Annotated in this window: 16 protein-coding genes; 8 read left to right on the top strand and 8 right to left on the bottom strand. The window is 34.9% G+C overall.

Annotation, left to right across the window (positions count from 1 at the left end):
- The first annotated feature begins 79 nt into the window (after positions 1-79).
- Positions 80-1,330 carry an NRAMP family divalent metal transporter gene (locus AC23L6_RS05520; RefSeq protein ID WP_487561018.1) on the top strand — a complete coding sequence of 417 codons (1,251 nt, stop codon included), beginning with the start codon at positions 80-82 and terminating at the stop codon, positions 1,328-1,330.
- 31 nt (positions 1,331-1,361) lie between these two features.
- Here the strand turns inward: AC23L6_RS05520 and holA are convergent, their stop codons facing one another.
- The gene (gene holA, locus AC23L6_RS05525) at positions 1,362-2,366 is read right to left on the bottom strand and encodes a DNA polymerase III subunit delta (RefSeq protein ID WP_487561017.1); all 1,005 of its coding nucleotides are present in this window, start codon (positions 2,364-2,366) and stop codon (positions 1,362-1,364) included.
- A gap of 94 nt (positions 2,367-2,460) precedes the next feature.
- Here holA and AC23L6_RS05530 point away from each other — a divergent pair, with 94 nt between their 5' ends.
- From AC23L6_RS05530 to AC23L6_RS05540, 3 genes are all read left to right on the top strand, one after another.
- The gene (locus AC23L6_RS05530) at positions 2,461-2,910 is read left to right on the top strand and encodes a type I restriction enzyme HsdR N-terminal domain-containing protein (RefSeq protein WP_487561016.1); all 450 of its coding nucleotides are present in this window, start codon (positions 2,461-2,463) and stop codon (positions 2,908-2,910) included.
- 15 nt (positions 2,911-2,925) lie between these two features.
- On the top strand, positions 2,926-3,918 hold the full coding sequence (locus tag AC23L6_RS05535; protein ID WP_487561015.1) for a glycosyltransferase family 2 protein: 993 nt from the start codon (positions 2,926-2,928) through the stop codon (positions 3,916-3,918).
- 78 nt (positions 3,919-3,996) lie between these two features.
- Complete coding sequence (locus AC23L6_RS05540; RefSeq protein ID WP_487561014.1) at positions 3,997-4,830, top strand: OmpA/MotB family protein; 834 nt, start codon at positions 3,997-3,999, stop codon at positions 4,828-4,830.
- A 124-nt stretch (positions 4,831-4,954) separates the two neighbouring features.
- On the opposite strand, the gene AC23L6_RS05545 is transcribed toward AC23L6_RS05540, so the two are convergent.
- The 3 genes from AC23L6_RS05545 to AC23L6_RS05555 form a co-directional block, all read right to left on the bottom strand.
- A complete protein-coding gene (locus AC23L6_RS05545; protein WP_487561013.1) occupies positions 4,955-5,575 on the bottom strand; it encodes an L-threonylcarbamoyladenylate synthase in 621 nt (206 codons plus the stop codon).
- A gap of 94 nt (positions 5,576-5,669) precedes the next feature.
- Positions 5,670-8,003 carry an ATP-dependent helicase gene (locus AC23L6_RS05550; RefSeq protein WP_487561012.1) on the bottom strand — a complete coding sequence of 778 codons (2,334 nt, stop codon included), beginning with the start codon at positions 8,001-8,003 and terminating at the stop codon, positions 5,670-5,672.
- A gap of 81 nt (positions 8,004-8,084) precedes the next feature.
- Positions 8,085-8,855 carry a sulfite exporter TauE/SafE family protein gene (locus AC23L6_RS05555; protein ID WP_487561011.1) on the bottom strand — a complete coding sequence of 257 codons (771 nt, stop codon included), beginning with the start codon at positions 8,853-8,855 and terminating at the stop codon, positions 8,085-8,087.
- A gap of 111 nt (positions 8,856-8,966) precedes the next feature.
- Here AC23L6_RS05555 and AC23L6_RS05560 point away from each other — a divergent pair, with 111 nt between their 5' ends.
- Positions 8,967-9,488 carry a DUF7935 family protein gene (locus tag AC23L6_RS05560; RefSeq protein WP_487561010.1) on the top strand — a complete coding sequence of 174 codons (522 nt, stop codon included), beginning with the start codon at positions 8,967-8,969 and terminating at the stop codon, positions 9,486-9,488.
- Here AC23L6_RS05560 and AC23L6_RS05565 read toward each other — a convergent pair.
- The 4 genes from AC23L6_RS05565 to AC23L6_RS05580 all read right to left on the bottom strand — a co-directional run bounded on the left by AC23L6_RS05565 (position 9,483) and on the right by AC23L6_RS05580 (position 14,622).
- Positions 9,483-10,388, bottom strand: a complete 906-nt coding sequence (locus AC23L6_RS05565; RefSeq protein ID WP_487561009.1) for a patatin-like phospholipase family protein — start codon at positions 10,386-10,388, stop codon at positions 9,483-9,485. The genes AC23L6_RS05560 and AC23L6_RS05565 overlap by 6 nt on opposite strands.
- Positions 10,385-12,481: a M1 family metallopeptidase gene (locus tag AC23L6_RS05570; protein WP_487561008.1), complete on the bottom strand. Its 2,097-nt coding sequence runs from the start codon at positions 12,479-12,481 to the stop codon at positions 10,385-10,387. Before AC23L6_RS05570 ends, AC23L6_RS05565 begins: the two co-directional genes overlap by 4 nt.
- Positions 12,482-12,489: 8 nt before the next feature.
- Positions 12,490-13,971, bottom strand: coding sequence for an aminopeptidase P N-terminal domain-containing protein (locus tag AC23L6_RS05575; RefSeq protein WP_487561007.1), 1,482 nt, complete (start codon positions 13,969-13,971; stop codon positions 12,490-12,492).
- 105 nt (positions 13,972-14,076) lie between these two features.
- Positions 14,077-14,622, bottom strand: a complete 546-nt coding sequence (locus AC23L6_RS05580) for a DUF1697 domain-containing protein (RefSeq protein ID WP_487561006.1) — start codon at positions 14,620-14,622, stop codon at positions 14,077-14,079.
- A gap of 220 nt (positions 14,623-14,842) precedes the next feature.
- On the opposite strand from AC23L6_RS05580, the gene AC23L6_RS05585 reads away from it, so the two are divergent.
- The 3 genes from AC23L6_RS05585 (at position 14,843) to AC23L6_RS05595 (ending at position 18,114) form a co-directional block, all read left to right on the top strand.
- Entirely contained in the window at positions 14,843-16,021 is a 1,179-nt protein-coding gene (locus AC23L6_RS05585; RefSeq protein ID WP_487561005.1) for a T9SS type A sorting domain-containing protein, read from the top strand.
- Positions 16,022-16,394: 373 nt separating this feature from the next.
- Positions 16,395-16,769 (top strand): DoxX family protein, encoded by a 375-nt coding sequence (locus tag AC23L6_RS05590; protein WP_487561004.1) that lies wholly within the window; start codon positions 16,395-16,397, stop codon positions 16,767-16,769.
- Between the two features lie 271 nt (positions 16,770-17,040).
- Positions 17,041-18,114: a serine hydrolase domain-containing protein gene (locus AC23L6_RS05595; protein WP_487561003.1), complete on the top strand. Its 1,074-nt coding sequence runs from the start codon at positions 17,041-17,043 to the stop codon at positions 18,112-18,114.
- Positions 18,115-18,385 lie beyond the last annotated feature (271 nt).

Raw genomic sequence — 18,385 nt, forward strand, 5'->3', positions numbered from 1 at the left:
CCAATTTTCATTTTACATATTTACTTGTTTCTACAGTTAAATCTAATTGTTTTTTCTAAAAATGAGTTTAAAAACACGAATGTCAAACAAGCTTCAGCGCCTATGGAAATTATTAGGTCCTGGTCTCATTACAGGTGCTAGCGATGACGACCCTTCTGGAATTGCTACCTATTCACAAGCTGGTGCTGCTTATGGCTTAGCTACACTTTGGACTGCTCCTATTGCTTTTCCTTTGATGGCTTCTATACAACAAATGTGTGCCAAAATTGGATTGGTCACTGAACAAGGATTAACGGGAACTTTAAAAGCCAATTATCCAAAACCTGTTTTATATTTAATGCTACTTTTCAGTTTTCCTGCTATCATAATGAATATTGGCGCAGACATTGCTGGAATGGGTGCAGTGGGTAATTTATTATTTCCAAATATCGAGGCTACTTTTTTTAGTGTTTTTTTTACAGTAGTGCTTTTAATTTTGATTATTTATTTACCCTATCAAAAAATAGCTTCTATCTTGAAATACCTATGTTTAGTTTTGTTGGTATACCTAATTGTACCTTTCTTATACCAACAAGATGTAATCAAAATTCTTAAAGCTACAGTGATTCCATCCATTGAACTCAACAAAGAGTACATAGGAATTCTTGTAGGCATCTTAGGAACTACTATTTCGCCTTATTTATTTTTTTGGCAAGCTTCCATGGAAGTGGAAGAGATGAAGCACAAGAAAAAACATTTAATGGTCAATAAAAAAATCATTCATGAAATGAAAGAAGATGTTGATTTTGGTATGTCATTTTCGGGTTTGGTCATGTTTTTTATAATTCTCACTACTGGTATCGTTTTGTACAATAGCGGTATTCATGAAATAAATACTGTTGAACAAGCCGCTAAGACCTTAAAACCATTAGCCGGAAATGCTGCCTATCTTCTATTTGCAATAGGAGTAATAGGCACAGGTCTTTTGGCAATTCCCGTATTAAGCGGTTCTTTATCGTATATTATTACCGAAACTTTCGGTTGGGAGCAAGGTCTAGATAAGAAGTTTCATGAGGCTAAAGCGTTTTATATCGTAATTGCTATCTCGTTATTATTAGGTTTATCCTTAAATTACATTGGTATTTCTCCAATCAAAGCTTTGATTTACACTGCAATTCTTTATGGCTTGACGGCCCCAGTTCTTATTGCAATTATTCTTCATATTTGCAATAACAAAAAAGTAATGGGGAGATTTACTAATGATAAAATAACGAATATTTTAGGATTCATAGCTCTAATTATTATGACTTTGGCAGCTATAACTTTGATATATCTTCAATTGAGGAGTTAGGAAAATTGGCTTAAAATCGTTAAAGAATTATTTAGTTGAAAATCTTGACCAACATTTCTTTAAGTAAATCACCAGTAGGCATCGCATTAGCACCAACTCCTTTGCTTTTTACATCAATATCTCTTAAAGTACCGACTATTTGACTCACTTTTTTCATGGGATACTGTTTTAAAGCGATATCATAATCTTTTAAAAAATAAGGATTGACTCCTAAAACAGTGGCAACATTTTTTGGATTTCTATCCTTCAATCCATGATATTTGAGAAGTTTTACAAAAAATCCAAAAACAGTGCTAGTAGTCACTACCATTGGATTTGCCTTTTCATTATCAGCAAAATAATTTGCAATTTGATAGGCCTTCAATTGATTTTTAGAACCCAATGCATTGATGAGTTCAAAATTATTATAATCCTTACTAAAACCAATATTATCCTCAATATGTTTAGGGCTTATGGTACTTCCTTTTGGTAAAATAATTTGTAATTTCTCTAATTCATTGTTTATTTTACTTAAATCGGTACCTAAAAATTCCACTAACATAGCAGAAGCCTTAGGTTCTATACCATAATTTTTTCCTTGTAACACTCTTTTAATCCACTCTCCTACTTGGTTTTCATATAGTTTCTTGCTTTCATAAATGAGACCAGATTTGGCTAGTTCTTTTGTTACTTTTTTACGCTTATCTAAGGTTTTGTATTTGTAACAAATCACTAAAACGGTAGAAGGCATAGGATTTTCGGCATAACTTTCTAATTTGTCAATGGTTTTGGATAAATCCTGAGCTTCTTTGACAATCACCACCTGACGTTCAGCCATCATAGGATAGCGTTTGGCAGTACCAATAATGTCTTCAATAGTGACATCTCTTCCGTAAATAACAGTCTGATTGAAGCCTTTTTCATCTTCAGTTAGCACATTTTCTTCTATAAAATCAGATAATTTATCAATATAGTAGGGCTCTTCACCCATCAAAAAATAAATAGGCTTGATATGACCGCTCTTGATATCGTTTACGATTTTTACGACTTCATCCATTATTTTAGTGTTCAGTTTTCAGTAACAGTGTTCAGACTGGATTTTATAATCAACCAGAACTTTAAACCTTAAACTTATTTAATACTTTTGTGCAATGCAACAACTCAATTTTCCATCCTATAACTTCCGTTTCAAAAATAGTGAAAATAAAGTCGCTATTTTTGACGAAATCAGGAAAAAATTTATCATTCTCACTCCTGAGGAATGGGTTCGCCAACATGTTGTACATTACTTTTTATTGGAAAAGAAATACCCTAAATCGCATATCAATGTCGAAAAACTACTTAAAATCAACGATTTAAAAAAAAGATATGACCTTGTTATTTTCAATCCAGACGGAAGTATACGCATTTTAGTAGAGTGTAAAGCACCCGAAATTACTATCACTCAAAAAACTTTTGATCAAATTGCTCGTTATAACTTGACTTTAAAAGCCCAATTTTTGATGGTGACAAACGGACATAATCATTACTTTTGCCAAATGGATTTTGAAAATGAAAAGTACATTTTTTTAAAAGAACTTCCTCATTTTGAGAGTAAATAATCTTAATACATCACTTTGAAAATAGCCGTAATCATACTCAATTGGAATGGAGAAAAACTGCTGGAACAATTTTTACCTTCGGTGGTAGAGCATTCTCCTGAAGCAACCATTTTTGTCGCTGATAATGCCTCTACAGACGCATCGGTATCTTTTATAAAATCCAATTTTCCCTCTGTAAAAATAATCGAAAACAAAGAAAATAGTGGCTTTGCTGGAGGTTACAATCAAGCTTTGATTCAAGTAGATGCTGATGTATATGCTTTGATTAATTCTGATATTGGAGTGACTGAAAATTGGTTAAATCCTATCCTAAAAACATTTGAAAAAGAGCCTAAAACAGCTATTATTCAACCTAAAATTTTAGATTTTAAGAATAAAGAATACTTTGAGTATGCTGGTGCTGCTGGAGGTTTTATAGATAAATTTGGTTATCCTTTTTGTCGTGGCCGAATTTTTGATACTATAGAGAAAGACAAAGGTCAGTATGATGATGATTGTGAACTTTTATGGGCTTCTGGCGCTTGCTTTTTTATCAGAAGTTCCGTCTACGAAGAATTACAAGGCTTTGATGCTGATTTCTTTGCGCATCAAGAAGAGATAGATTTATGTTGGCGTGCCTTCAACAAAGGATACAAAATTAAATACAACCATCAATCTACTGTCTACCATGTAGGTGGTGCCACACTACAACACCTAAATCCCAGGAAAACATTCTTGAATTTTAGAAATTCCTTGTTGATGTTGACCAAAAATTTGCCAAAATCTTCTTTATTTCATGTCTTGTTTGTACGTTTAATTTTAGACGGTATAGCGGGATTTCGATTTCTGATACAGGGAAATTTCTCTCATTGTTGGGCTGTTGTTAGAGCTCATTTTTCTTTTTACAGCCTATTTTTAAAAAATTACAACAAAAGAGAGCCATTTCAATCTAAAGCATACTATAAGACCAAAAGTATCGTTTTTAGTTATTATGTAAAAAATGGCACTATTTTTGAAAAATTGTTTTAACACTTTTTTATGTCTACATTAATTTCATTTTAATTTGTATTAACACTAAATTTGTAAAATAAACAAAAACACTTATTTATGAGAAAAATCATTTTAGCCTTATCAGTAGTTGCGTTGTTAACGACCTCGTGTGGTTCGAAAAAGAAAATCGCTGCCTTAGAAAGCAAAAACAAAGAAATTCAAGATTTATTGAACACTTGCACTGTAAAATTAAATACTTGTTTGACTGAAAAAGAAGCTATGGCAAGTCAGATGGAGTTTTTAAAGAAAAACAATTCCGATTTGATTAACAATATGGGAAACATGACTACTTTGTCTGCTAAAGGAGCTCAAAATATTGAAAAAGCATTGGAGACAATCAAAGAAAAAGATTTGAAAATCTCTAGAATGCAAGATGCTTTAACTAAGAAAGATAGCGTTACGCTCGCTTTAGTTACTAGTCTGAAAAGTTCTGTTGGAATTTCTGATCCAGACATTGAGGTTAATGTAGAAAAAGGAGTTGTTTTTATTTCTATCGCTGATAAATTATTATTTAAAAGTGGAAGTTATAACGTGAGCGACAAGGCTAAAACTGTTCTTGCTAAGGTTGCTAAAGTAATCAATGACAAACCAACTTTTGAATGTATGGTAGAAGGTCATACAGATAATGTTCCTTACATTGGAAATGGTGTTTTGATTGACAACTGGGATTTAAGTGTAAAACGTTCTACAGCCATCATTAGAGTATTGACGAAAGACTTAGGTGTTAAACCTTCACAATTAATTGCAGCAGGTAGAAGTGAATTTATTCCTTTAGTTGAAAATAATTCTGCTGATAACCGTTCTAAAAACAGAAGAACTCGTATCGTTGTATTGCCTAAAATTGATGAATTCTACGATATGATTGAAAAAGAAATGAAGAAAAAACAATAATATTAAAAAGTGATCAGTAATCTATAAAAGCTAAAACGCCCTGACAAATCAGGGCGTTTTTATTTTTATAAAAATTTGAAATCTGAAACAATTGAACACTATTTTTTTGAACACTGAACACTTTTTAAAGTATATCCAAACTTCCTTTTCCTTCTCTCACAACAATAGGTTCATATCCTGACAAATCGATTATGGTTGAACCAACGTTGTCTCCATAGCCTCCATCAATAACAACATCTACTCGATTTTGCCATTTCTCAAAAATCAATTCAGGGTCTGTTGAATACTCTAAAACCTCATCTTCATCACGAATAGAAGTTGAAACGATGGGATTACCCAACATTTTTACAATTTCTAGTGCAATAGAATTATCGGGAACACGAATTCCGACAGTAGTTTTCTTTTTGAATTCTTTAGGTAAATTATTATTTCCCGGCAAAATAAAAGTATACGGACCCGGTAACGCTCTTTTTAAAATTTTAAAGGTTGCAGTATCTATCTGTCTAACATAATCGGATAAATTACTCAAATCATGGCAGATGAAAGAAAAATTGGCTTTCTCCAACTTTACTCCTTTAATTTTAGCAATGCGTTCTAATGCTTTGGTATTAGTAATATCACAACCCAAACCATAGACCGTGTCGGTGGGATAAATCACCAAACCACCATTTTTAAGCACATCCACTACTTTTTTGATAGCAGCTTCATTCGGCTTGTCTTCGTATATTTTTATGAATTGTGACATCTCTTTTTGTTTAAAGTTTAAATTGTTTAAAAAGTTTAAAGTTGAATTGGCTTAAACAAGATTAAACCATCATTAAACAACCTTTAACCTTTTTCTACCCAATCACATCCAACTTCGCAAATCGCAATAATAACTTTTTAATTCCTCCCGTTTCAAACTTAATCTCCGCTTTTTTGTCGGCACCAGCTCCCTCAAGATTCAAGACTTCACCCTTACCGAAACGTTCATGCATAACTACATTTCCTATTGTGAGTTTGCTATCGAACAAATTAGTACTCGCAGAAGGCACATTTCCTGATACAGGTTTTAATTTGCGAATATTTACATTTGATTTCGGTTCATTGTCTGTGCTATATTTTGGAGGTGTTCCGCTAACAGGCTTTGATAGTCGTAGCTTCGACTTATCAACGTCACCAAAAATATCACTGTCAATCATGGGTTTATAGCGATAATTATTTTCTTCAGGAGTGAGGTATTCCAAATATTCTCCATTTATTTCTTCAATAAATCGAGAAGGTTCACTATCGGTCAGTTTACCCCAACGGTAACGCGATTGAGCATAGGTCAAATACGCTTGTTTTTCTGCCCTTGTAAGCGCCACATAAAACAATCGTCGCTCTTCCTCCAATTCACTTCGGGTGCTCATACTCATGGCGCTAGGAAACAAATCTTCTTCCATACCTACAATGAAAACATAAGGAAATTCTAATCCTTTAGCTAAGTGTATCGTCATTAGGGCAACTCTATCTTCATCGGCGGTATCTTTATCTAAATCGGTGGCCAATGCTACATCTTCTAGAAATTCTGATAGGGCTCCTCTCGCTCCGTCAACCTCTTTCTGACCTTCAGTAAAATCTTTAATACCATTTAAAAGTTCTTCAATATTCTGAATTCTCGCAATACCCTCGGGAGTAGCATCTTTCTTTAATTCTTGAACCAAACCTGTTTTTTTTGAAACATGATCGGCCAAGTAAAAAGCATCTTGCGTCTCATTGATGACTTGAAAACTTTGAATCATTGTCACAAAATCCAATAACTTCTGTTTGGTTCCCGAATTGAGTTTTAAATCTATTTTTTCGATGTTTTGCATCACTTCAAAAATAGAACGCTTGTAATGATTGGCTGCAATCGTCAATTTTTCGATAGTGGTATCCCCTATTCCTCTAGCGGGATAATTAATGACACGTATCAATGCTTCTTCATCTTTTGGATTAATAACCAATCGCAAATAACACAAAACATCTTTAATCTCTTTACGTTGATAAAACGACAATCCCCCATAGATGCGATAAGGAATATCTCGCTTTCGCAAAGCATCTTCCATCGCTCTCGACTGAGCATTCGTTCGATACAAAATGGCAAAATGTCCGTTGAGCATTTGGTTTTGCATCTTTTGCTCCCAGATAGTGCTGGCTACAAAACGTCCTTCTTCACCATCCGTAAGGCTACGATGTACTTTTATCTTATTTCCAAAATCATTGGCGGTCCAAACCACCTTATCTAATTTGGTTTTATTTTTGTCTATAATAGAATTGGCTGCTTCAACAATATTTTTGGTCGAGCGGTAATTTTGTTCCAATCGGTAGGTTTTTACGCCTTCGTAATCTTTCTGAAAATTCAAGATATTATTGATATTGGCACCACGAAAAGCATAAATACTCTGCGCATCATCGCCAACCACACAGATGTTCTGAAATCTGTCAGATAAGGCGCGCACAATCAAATACTGGGAATGATTGGTATCTTGGTACTCATCCACCAAAATATAGCGGAAACGATCCTGATATTTAGCCAAAACGTCTGGGAAACGATTCAATAACTCATTGGTTTTTAATAATAAATCGTCAAAATCCATAGCTCCAGCTTTGAAACAACGCTCGACATAGTTTTGATAAATTTCACCCAATCGAGGTTTTTTAGACATGGCATCGGCCTCTTGCAATTCAGGGTTATTGAAATAAGCTTTTACGGTAATCAGACTGTTTTTGTAGGAAGAAATTCTACCCAAAATTTGTTTCGGCTTGTAAATATCTTTGTCCAGTTGCATTTCCTTAATTATCGCCGAAAGCAGTCGTACACTATCTTGGCTATCGTAAATGGTGAAATTGGATGGATAGCCCAATTTATCCGATTCAGCTCTCAGAATTCGGGCAAAAACAGAGTGAAACGTTCCCATCCAAAGATTCTTTGCTTCGTTAGACCCTACAATATCTGCTATTCGCTTTTTCATTTCACGAGCAGCCTTGTTGGTAAAAGTCAAAGCTAGAATACTAAAGGCATCCACCCCTAGACTCATTAGATAAGCAATTCTTATGGTGAGTACACGTGTTTTTCCCGAACCTGCACCAGCAATAATAATCATAGGACCGTCCTTTTGGAGAACAGGTTCTTGTTGGGCTTCGTTGAGTTGGCTAATGTATTGTTGCATTTCAGGAATAGAATATTTGTATGCAAAAATAGCGATTTAGAATGAAGAATGCAGAGCTTGTATCGATTTCATTTTGAGATTTTATTTCTTCAAAAACACATCGTAAGCAAACCGAACTAAGGTGCCAATTACCACTATCAAAAAGAAGATGCGAATGAATGTATTTCCTTTAGTAATGGCTAATTTAGCACCGATAAATCCACCAATAGCATTGCAAATTGCCATAGGAATAGCAATCATCCAAATGATTTTTCCTTTGATAACAAACAAGCAAATGGATCCAAAATTTGTCGCTAAGTTGACCATCTTAGCATTGGCGGAAGCCTGAAGAAAATCGTAACCTAAAATGGTAATGAAAGCTACAACTAGAAAACTTCCTGTTCCAGGACCAATAAATCCATCATAAAAACCAATAAAAAAACTGATTGCTACACCATAAAAAATTTGTTGCTTCACAGAATGAGATTTAGCTACATGTAATCCAAAATTTTTCTTTATATAGGTGTAAATCACTAAAAGCGAAAGTACTACTAATAACAATGGTTTCATAAAATCATTACTCACATAGGTCAATACCGTAGAACCCAAAAAAGCAGCTATTACTGCCAATACCATCATGATGGACAGCAGTTTCCAATCCATCTTTATCGTTTTGAGATACTGAATGGCAGCAAAAAAAGTTCCGCTAAAAGACGGAATTTTTAAAGTCCCAATAACCGAAGCAACTGGCAAATTAGGCAATAGTACTAAACCTAAAGGCGTTTGAATCAATCCACCACCGCCGACTATAGCATCAACAAAGCCAGCCCCAAAAGCGGCTATGCACAACACGATTAGAATATAAGATTCCATGAAAGTTGAATTTTTACCAAAAGTACTCTTAAAATTGCAAAATAATATTCTTTTCCGTTTTAGTTCCAAGTGTAATATTCTATTTTTGCTTTCGTTTAAAAATAAAAATTTATGGATGCTTCAAAATTGTTAGAAATACTTGCTTACACTTTGCCTGCTTTAATTACTGGAACTGTAGCCTATTATTTTTTTGATTTACACACTAAAAACGAAGAAGGAAGAAGACGTTATCTGTTGAATAAGGAAGCTCAAAAAGATGCACTACCATTGCGATTGCAAGCTTTTGAACGCATGGTTTTATTTTTGGAACGCATCAACCCTACCAAGTTACTCATTCGCTTAACTCCTTTTTCTTCTGATAAAAATGATTATGAGAATTATGTCATTGCACAAATTGAACAAGAGTTTGAGCACAATTTGAGTCAACAAATCTATATGTCTGACGAATGTTGGACGATTATTGTTACTGCAAAAAATGCCACCATTCAAATGATTCGAAAAGCCAACATGAGTGAAAGAGTTGACAGCGCCGATAAATTGCGCGAGGTAATTTTGAGTGATTTGATGGAGAAAGCAACGCCTAGTAGTGCAGCTTTGAGTTTCTTGAAAAATGAGGTGAAAGAATTTTTATAATTCCTTACTATCACTCATCAACTCACTTTTGTTTTGAGCATATTGATATCCGTTGTCCCACCATTCTTTCATGTGCTTTTTATTAAAAACCAAAGCATTGTCAGTTAATTTTATTGGGGTATAATACAAATTGAGTTTGGCATCTTTATTCTTTGCTGCTAATTTGCCAATGGTAATGTCGTGTTTTTCCACCTGAATCAATAAGGTTTGAAATAAGTCCACCATCAACGAAAATGGATTTTTACCTATGGGTCGCTTCGAAATTTGAGTTTCTGTCTCTAAGATGATAACATCAATTTCTGTCGCTCCGCGGTTGATGGCTTCACGGATAGGAACCAGACTCGAAAATCCACCATCACCATAATCACATTCGTTTTTGTTGACTAAACTCATGAACGGAATATAGTTACACGAAATCCAAATCCAATCGCAAAATTCATCGTAATCAAAATCGCGAATGCACTTGTACTCGACTTCGTTTTTAGAAAGATTGGTAACGGTAACTACAATATTAGTTTTGGAAGCTTTGAGCGTATTGAATTCTGAGCGCGTAAAATTTTTTCTAATATAGTCCCTCAATCTATGGCTTTCACCAAAAGTTCTTCTTCCTCTCAAAAATTGCATAATAACATGAAAATGATTAATGGATACCGTATCTAATCCATCTTTATGCCTTACAACAAAAGGATTCACATCAAAAATCTTATCCATATTGACATTAGTATAAATACTATGAATCTTGTCAATTTTACCTAAAGCTAGATGAGGAATTAACAAACTTCCTGTTGAAGTTCCCAGAAGTAAATCGTATTGGTATTTTTTTTCTTGAAGCAAATATTGGGCAACGCCTCCAGCAAAAGCGCCCTTACTTCCTCCACCTGAAATGACTAATGCTCTCATAATTTACTATTTTCATCCAACAATCTCTGTAATTGTGTTTTTTCTCGAATGGGTAAATCGTCCAAAATCTTAACAAAAATCTCTCGGTATTGTGGTTCTTTAATTAGCTTTCTAATAGTATCTTTTGAAAACTTGACAAATTGCCAACGGTGATTTCCTGTGCCATAAGCTAGACTTTTGAAAACCGCTTCATTATATATTTTTAAATTCATTAAGCGCTCCAAAGCGTTCTGCTGTAGATTAGAATCGTTATTGGTTCCTGTGTAACTCAGCAATTCCGAATATGCTTTATTTTTTTCTTTTGTATCTTGGGCCGTTATAAAAGAAAGCGATAGGTACAACAATCTCAAATTTTTATTTTCAAATCCTATCCAGTTTTTAGCCAAGTCAAGATATCTTTTTTGATGTTGAGGAAATTGCTTCCACAAATTAAATAAAGCTATCTCTTGTGTTTCATAGGACTTATCATTCAGCAAGGTTTCATACTGCTCACGAAAGGTTTCTGGAATACTTGTCATGCTCGAAGCCACAGCTTGTCTCACTTTTACATCATTGGTTTGTAGAGCAGCTCTAAGAAGAAATTCTTTCGTTTCAAATGGCTTTGATGCCGATTGATAGACCAGCAATTCCTTAATGGGATAATAAACCTCGCTCTTCATAATTTTTAAAATCTCTTCTCTATCTTTCTCAATATCTAAAGGGTTTGACCTCAACTTGAGGTACTGCTTTAAGTACTCACTTTTTTGAAGTAAAGCCATAACTTCCTCTTCTGGAAATGCGGTTTGTTCCAACCAAACTTGACGAAACGACTTCACATCAAAATTAGAAACTAAAGCAATTTGTTCTAAAAAATCATCGGTAGTAACAGTCTTATAGGCAAAGGTTTCAAGATAGTTTTTAATCGCCAAGTCAAAAGTCGCATCACCTATAGCTTCATGTACAACGTGTAGCGCCCATGCCCCTTTTTGATAGAATGACAACGAACTGGCTTTTTCGTTTAGAACTGGAATAGAATCTTTTTTGGAAGCCTGTTTAATTTGCATTGCCATTTCATACAATCGATTGTAAAAATAGTCTTCGCCGAATACCTCTTTTTCAGCTAATAGTGCATAATAGCTAGCAAAGCCTTCTTGTAGCCAATGATCTTTTCCAGATTGAGCAGTGACCACATTTCCAAACCAATGGTGTGCCAATTCATGCGCATTAATATTGAGATAATTCCTATCGTTATAACCAATACTATCCACTACAAAATCTCTAGAGAAAAGTGTCGTAGTAGTATTTTCCATGCCGGCATACAAAAAATCCCGAACAGGAATTTGTCGGTAGATTTGCCAAGGATAAGTAAAACCAATCTTCTTTTCTAAAAAATCAAATGTCTTTTTGCTATAGCGGTACGTGGGTTCAATTCTGCTGCTGTCCTCTTTTTCATAATAATACTCTAAAGGAACTCCAGAACTTGCCGTTGATTTTTCGCTGTTAAAATGACCAATGCCTACCATCAACAAATAGCTACTCATAGGTTTATCCATTTGATAACTCCAAGTGAGATTATCACCATTTGGTGTTGTATTTACTAAAACCCCATTAGAGACAACCTGAAAACTCTTTTGAAAAGTAATTTCTAAGCCAAAAATCACTTTCTCATTTACATCGTCAAAACTGGGCAGCCAATTACTAGTATAACGTCCTTGTCCTTGAGTCCATATTTGCCCATTCACTTCTTCTGGGGTCGTAGTGGCTTTGGTAAAATCCCAATTCACGAAGTACATGGCTTGTGTGGGAAAGGCTTCATAATCAAAAGTGAGGGTGTTATTCCCCTTTTTAAAACCCTTAAAAAGTAGCAATTGTTTTTTGTTAGCTATGAATTTTACGGCAGCACCATTGATTTTCACATTCGAAAACTGCATCTTTTGAGCATCAATACTGATAGTGTCGGTTTTTTGTAGTACTTCAAAAGTGTAATTACACTTCCCTACTACATTGCGTTTTATGGGATTGATTTCTAAACTAGCGTGAATAGTCTTAAAATCAACTACTTTCGTTTGTTGGGCAAAAGTAAAAACCGAAACTAAAAGGAGCAGGAACTTCATTTTTTGTCTTAATCTAATTTGGGTAAACTAAAGGCATCCAAAACACTTTTCTCCTTCATTAAGGCTTCTATTGCATCCGATTTTCTTGGTGCCTCGGCTGATAAATTAATAGGGCCTTTCGTCGTTACCAGAATATCATCTTCAATTCGCACGGCAATTCCCCACCATTTTTTATCACAATTGCTCCCTATCGGAATATAAATTCCTGGCTCCACAGTAAGTACCATATTTTCTTCAAAGGTATTGTAAGCACCAGGGTCGTGAACATCTAAGCCAATATGATGAGAAGTCCCGTGCGGAAAATAAATTCTTGCATCTTCCAGCTTGTTGATGATTCCCAGTTTTAGCAAACCATTACTAATGATTTTTCGCGCAGCTTGATCGGGAGCGGCAAAACTCTTTCCTATTTGCACCTCTGCAATACCTGCCTCTTGAGCTTCATATACCAAATCATAAATCAATTTCTGCTCCTCTGAAAATTTGCCATTGGCAGGAATGGTTCGCGTAACATCGGCAGTGTAGCCATGATATTCAGCGCCCAAATCCATCAGCACCAATTCATTATCGACTTTAGTTTTACTGTTTTCTACATAATGCAACACACAGCCGTTGTTTCCGCCTCCTACTATCGAAGGATAGCCTTCGTATTCACTACCGTATTTTTTATAGATAAATTCATGAACCCCTTGTATTTCTGCCTCAGACATACCAGGATGCATGGCTTTCATGGTTTCGATTTGTCCTACTGCCGAAATGCGAATGGCTTTGGTTAGCAAAACCAGTTCTTCCTTAGACTTAATCTCGCGTAAACTCGCCATGTAGGTTTCTAAAGCCGATACATTGATATTCGCTCTTTTTGGTATTAGACTTTTTAGTTTGTTTTCATTTTGAAAATTGGAATCATTAGTAGCTCCAGTAGCAACATCATAACCTATTTGACTTTTAAATGAGCCAATCAATTTGAACAAATCAGCCTCTTCTCTTTTTTCATTTCGAACATCCTCTTCAAAATCGGTGAAGAGAACCGAATCAAAACTATAAAAATCGATACCCGATTTTAAGAACTCTTTTCCGTTCAAAGAATTCTCAAATCCCAACTTGTTTTTAGCACCTTCAACGCCAAGGCGAATGCCTGTCCACAGTTCTTTTTTAGGATTTTTTTCTTGTACATACAGCAGTTCGTTATAGGTCTTGCCCTCCTTGTTGGTTTGATTATCCGAGAAAATAAGCAATACGCTATTAGGCTCAGGATAACCTGTCAGATAATAAAAATTAGGGTCTTGATGGTACACATAATCCACATCATTGGCTCTGTTGCGAATGGGATTGGCGAAAAATACAGCCACACTGTTTTTAGGCATCTTTTTGCGCAAGGCTTCTCTTCTTTCCTTATGAAATTGATTGGTGAGATAATCTGTTGGTGTGCCACTTTGAGCCCAAGTCAAGGCTACGAACAAGATGCTGAATATGAGAGTAAGTTTCGATTTCATCGTAAAAAAGTTAGGTTTTGTTCTAGTAAATTTATGATTTTTAAAATACTAGCGTTGCATTTGATGCTTAATTAATAAATCTTTAGCATTTTTGGTAGTAGAAGCCTATCGTTCGTGGTACATTTTTAAGAGCTGCGTGACCGTATTCCAGTTGCGGATGGTAGCGGTGACGTTCAATTTCTTCTCAATATATTTTTGTTCCAATCGCGTTTTTCCTGCTCCAACTGCATATTTGATGTAAATTCTACTTCCATCAATATGGGCTTCATCGGGTTTAACCTGACTCATCTTTAAATCGTTGATGCTCTCGCTTCGCAGGCTGGTCGAGATAAAAGCCACATACAATTTCTTGGTATCGACTTCAGCCACTTTCAAAAAAGGATTGTTTTGGAAACAAGCTTCTAAGTCGGGTTTGCCAATGACGACAACGGGCACTTCATGACCAAAAACCCTGAAAATTTCCTGCTTGATGAGAAAGCCCACTTTGGCAGACTGCTCTTCTGGAGTATCTACAAAAACGTTGCCTGACTGGATGTAGGTCTGCACATTTTGAAAGCCCAAGCCCTCAAGAGTAGTTTTGAGTGCCTCCATTTTGAGGGTATTGTGACCAGAAACATTGATGCCGCGCAGCAGTGCAAGATGGGTTGTCATAGTGAGTTGTTTTCGTACCCAAATATAAGGATTCACACCAACAATAAAATTGAAGGGATTGAAAAAAATAGTATATATTGGAAATAATGGTCTGTCTTTAAATCATTTCGTTGAAATTTTATTTATCTTTATAATTCATTTTTAAGAAATCCAGCTAAAGAAGCTAAAATACAATACAACAACTGAACTTAATCAATTCAAAACTAAATTCATAAAAATTATGCATAATAGTAAAAAGACTGTAAGACTCACAAAAAGTATCAAATGGAAAGTAGTAATTCTATTTATTACTTACTCTTTTATAAGTATGAATAGCGCAAAAGCACAATTCACAGCGATACCTGATCCTGCTTTTGAAGCAGCTTTAGTGTCACTTGGGATAGATAATATAAACGGAGACCACCAAGTACTGACAACTGCTATTAGTAAAATAACAAATTTAAATGTGAGCAAAAAATATATAACTGATTTAACAGGAATAAAATCATTTACTTCTTTAACCGTTTTAGAATGTTATCAGAACGAACTAACAAGTCTAGACCTAAGTGGCATGACTAGTTTATCAAGTCTAAGTTGTGCTGAAAACCAACTTACAAATTTAAATCTAAACGGTTTGACTTCGTTGAACTGGGTTGCTTGTGGTTGGAATAAACTTCAAAGTTTAAATCTTAATGGCTTGTTGAATTTGGAAGTTTTGGGTTGTAGCAATAATCAACTACTAAATTTAGATTTGAGTGGATTAAAAAAATTACAATCTTTTAGTTGTAGTTATAACCAGTTAGCAAGTTTAAATCCAAGCGGACTAACTGCTTTAAGGACGCTGCATTGTAATGATAACCAGATTACTACACTTAATGTAAGTGATTTGACTTCGTTAAATACTCTTTTTTGCAATAATAATAATTTGGTAAGTCTTGATGTTTCTAAAAATGTAAAACTTAATGCCCTACTTTGTGATTCTAATAATCTGACAAATCTGAATATAAAAAATGGAACAAATACTGCTATGAGCACTTTCTATATGAATTTCAAAAACAATCCATCTCTAACTTGTATTCAAGTTGACAATAAAAGTTTTGCAGATCTCCATTGGTCAACATATAAAGATGCCTCTGTCAATTATTCGAATGATTGCATTGCTCTGGACATCAACAAGACTGATTTTGGGAGAATGTCGATTTATCCAAATCCATCTAAAGGAAAAGTGCATATTGATAATATAATTCTTAAAAAAGTAACTGTTTATGATACTTCGGGTAAATTAATACATTCGACTGGTTTTAATAGTAACTCTGAAACTAATACACTGAATTTGGGAAGTATGACTAGGGGCAAATATTACATTTTCATAGAAGCCGAAAAAGGTTCCATTGCTAAACAGATTATGATTGATTATTAGTTCTACAGTATCATATTGTAATATTTAAGAAAAAACAGATAGCGCGGATTTGTAATCCGTGCCCACAAAGTAAATCAAACAATCAAGAACCCAACAGTTCGGCTTGCCTAAAAATCTACCTTCAAAAGCAGCTAATTCAACACTAGTCTTGACGAATTCATAAAATGACCGCGGTCAATTAAATGAAAGATACGGACAAATGTTTAGCTTGGTCTTGTTGTTTATTTCAAATATGCTGTCGGTTACTTTTTATTTCCCTTTTTAGCATTCGCAAATCCTATTTCAATTTCTGTAAAATATAACTTTTTTTGTATTTTCGTTTTGCTTTACACTAACATATCAACAAACAACTAACCACTAAAAACCCATAAAAATGAAAAAAGAAAAAATACTATTTTGGACAGCAACCACTATCATCGCTTTATTTGAAGGTCTAATGCCTGCACTAACTTTTCAATCTGAAATGGCCAAAGAAGGGATTAAACATCTAGGATATCCAGAGTATTTTGGGAATGCCTTGGTGGTGTTTAAAGTGTTGGGTGTTTTGGCATTAATCATTCCTCAAATTCCTAAACGTGTCAAAGAATGGGCTTATGCTGGTTTTGCCTTCGACTTTATTTTTGCCACCATCAGCCACGGCGCTGTAGATGGCATTAACGGACAAACATTCTTCCCCTTGGTAGTGTTTGCAATATTGGCGGTTTCTTACATTTACTATCACAAATTGAACCCTGATAAAGTGAATTAATCCGTTGGGGGAAATTCAAATTAAATAAAAAAAGGAACCACATAGATGCATAGATTTACGATTAATCGTTAAAGAGTAGATAGAAATAATACTATTTTTCATATAGATTGGCTATGTAAAAAGTAAAATGCCTATCCAACTCTATTAAATACAAGCTACTTCTATGTGCCTATGTGGTTGAAAATTAATTTCACCCTAGGTGTTAAATTAAACTGTTTTTAAACCTTTTAGCAAAAATACTGTCCTACTAGCAAATTAAAACCGAAAAACGATGATAAAGTCTTTTGCCTATTTTATTCTGCTATCACTCACAATTTCAAGTTGCAGCAACAACGACTCTACTGACCAAACCACTCCAACAGAAGCGATGTATTTTCCTCCAACTACCACTTCTACATGGGAAACGAAATCAATCAGCAGTCTGGGTTGGAATGAAAGTGCAATACAAGACTTGAAAAAATTTCTTACTGATAAACACAGTAAATCCTTCATGATACTGGTCAACGGACGAATTGTTATGGAAGAATACTTCAATGGTCATACCGCAACTGACAGCTGGGAATGGAACAGTGCGGGTAAAACATTGGTAGCTACTACAACTGGTATAGCGCAAGAAGACGACTTATTGACTATCAACAACAAAGCTTCCGATTATTTGGGAACAGCATGGACAAATATGCCCTTGGCAAAGGAAAACTTAATCACTGTAAGAAACCTATTGACCATGACCTCCGGAATGGATGATACCAAACAATTGGTCATTAAACCGAATCTTACTTATGTCGCTGATGCAGGTACACGATGGGCTTACAGCAATGTTTTTCAGAAATTGACTGATGTAGTTGCCAGCGCAAGCGGAAAACCTTTTGAAACCTATTTCAACGAAAAGCTAAAGAACAAAATAGGCATGGACGGATTTTGGAATTTCGGTACCATTTTTACCATCTATCACAGTACGACTCGAAGCATGTCACGATTTGGTCTTTTGGCACTCAACAAGGGAAAATGGAATAATGAGCAGATTATCAACGAAACTTTTTTTAATGAAAGTACAACCACTTCACAAAGTATCAATCCTTCCTACGGCTACCTGTGGTGGCTCAACGGAAAAACAAAATACATGATTCCGGGTGAACAAACGGTTTTTCCGGGTTCATTAATACCCAATGCTCCTGCTGGTATGTTTGCAGCTATGGGAGCAAAAGACCAACGTATTTATGTGATTCCAAGCAAAAAAATGGTTGTTGTACGAATGGGTGATGCCTCTGACCCAGCCAATCCAAATTTTGCAGTATCAGGCTTTGACAGTGCGCTTTGGGAAAAAATAAATGCGGTGATAAACTAAATTGACTTTTTGAATCATTAAGAAAGTTAAGTTGGCTTCGCCACTTATTCTCGAAAGCTCTTTTTGTCCTAACTTCCTTAAATCTCTTAATGGTTTAAGGCGTTTAATAGTGGCTTTGATTAGATCTATCAATACACATCAATGGTATATTCTCCTTCCTCTCATTTCCAAATTTCCAAACAAAAAACTATCTTCGCTATCAATTAATTTAAAGATTGTAAGATTTAAAATTGAAAGATTTATGAAGTCCCTAAATTATAAATTTCTAAGC

The sequence above is a fragment of the Flavobacterium sp. R1_16 genome (assembly GCF_057652095.1).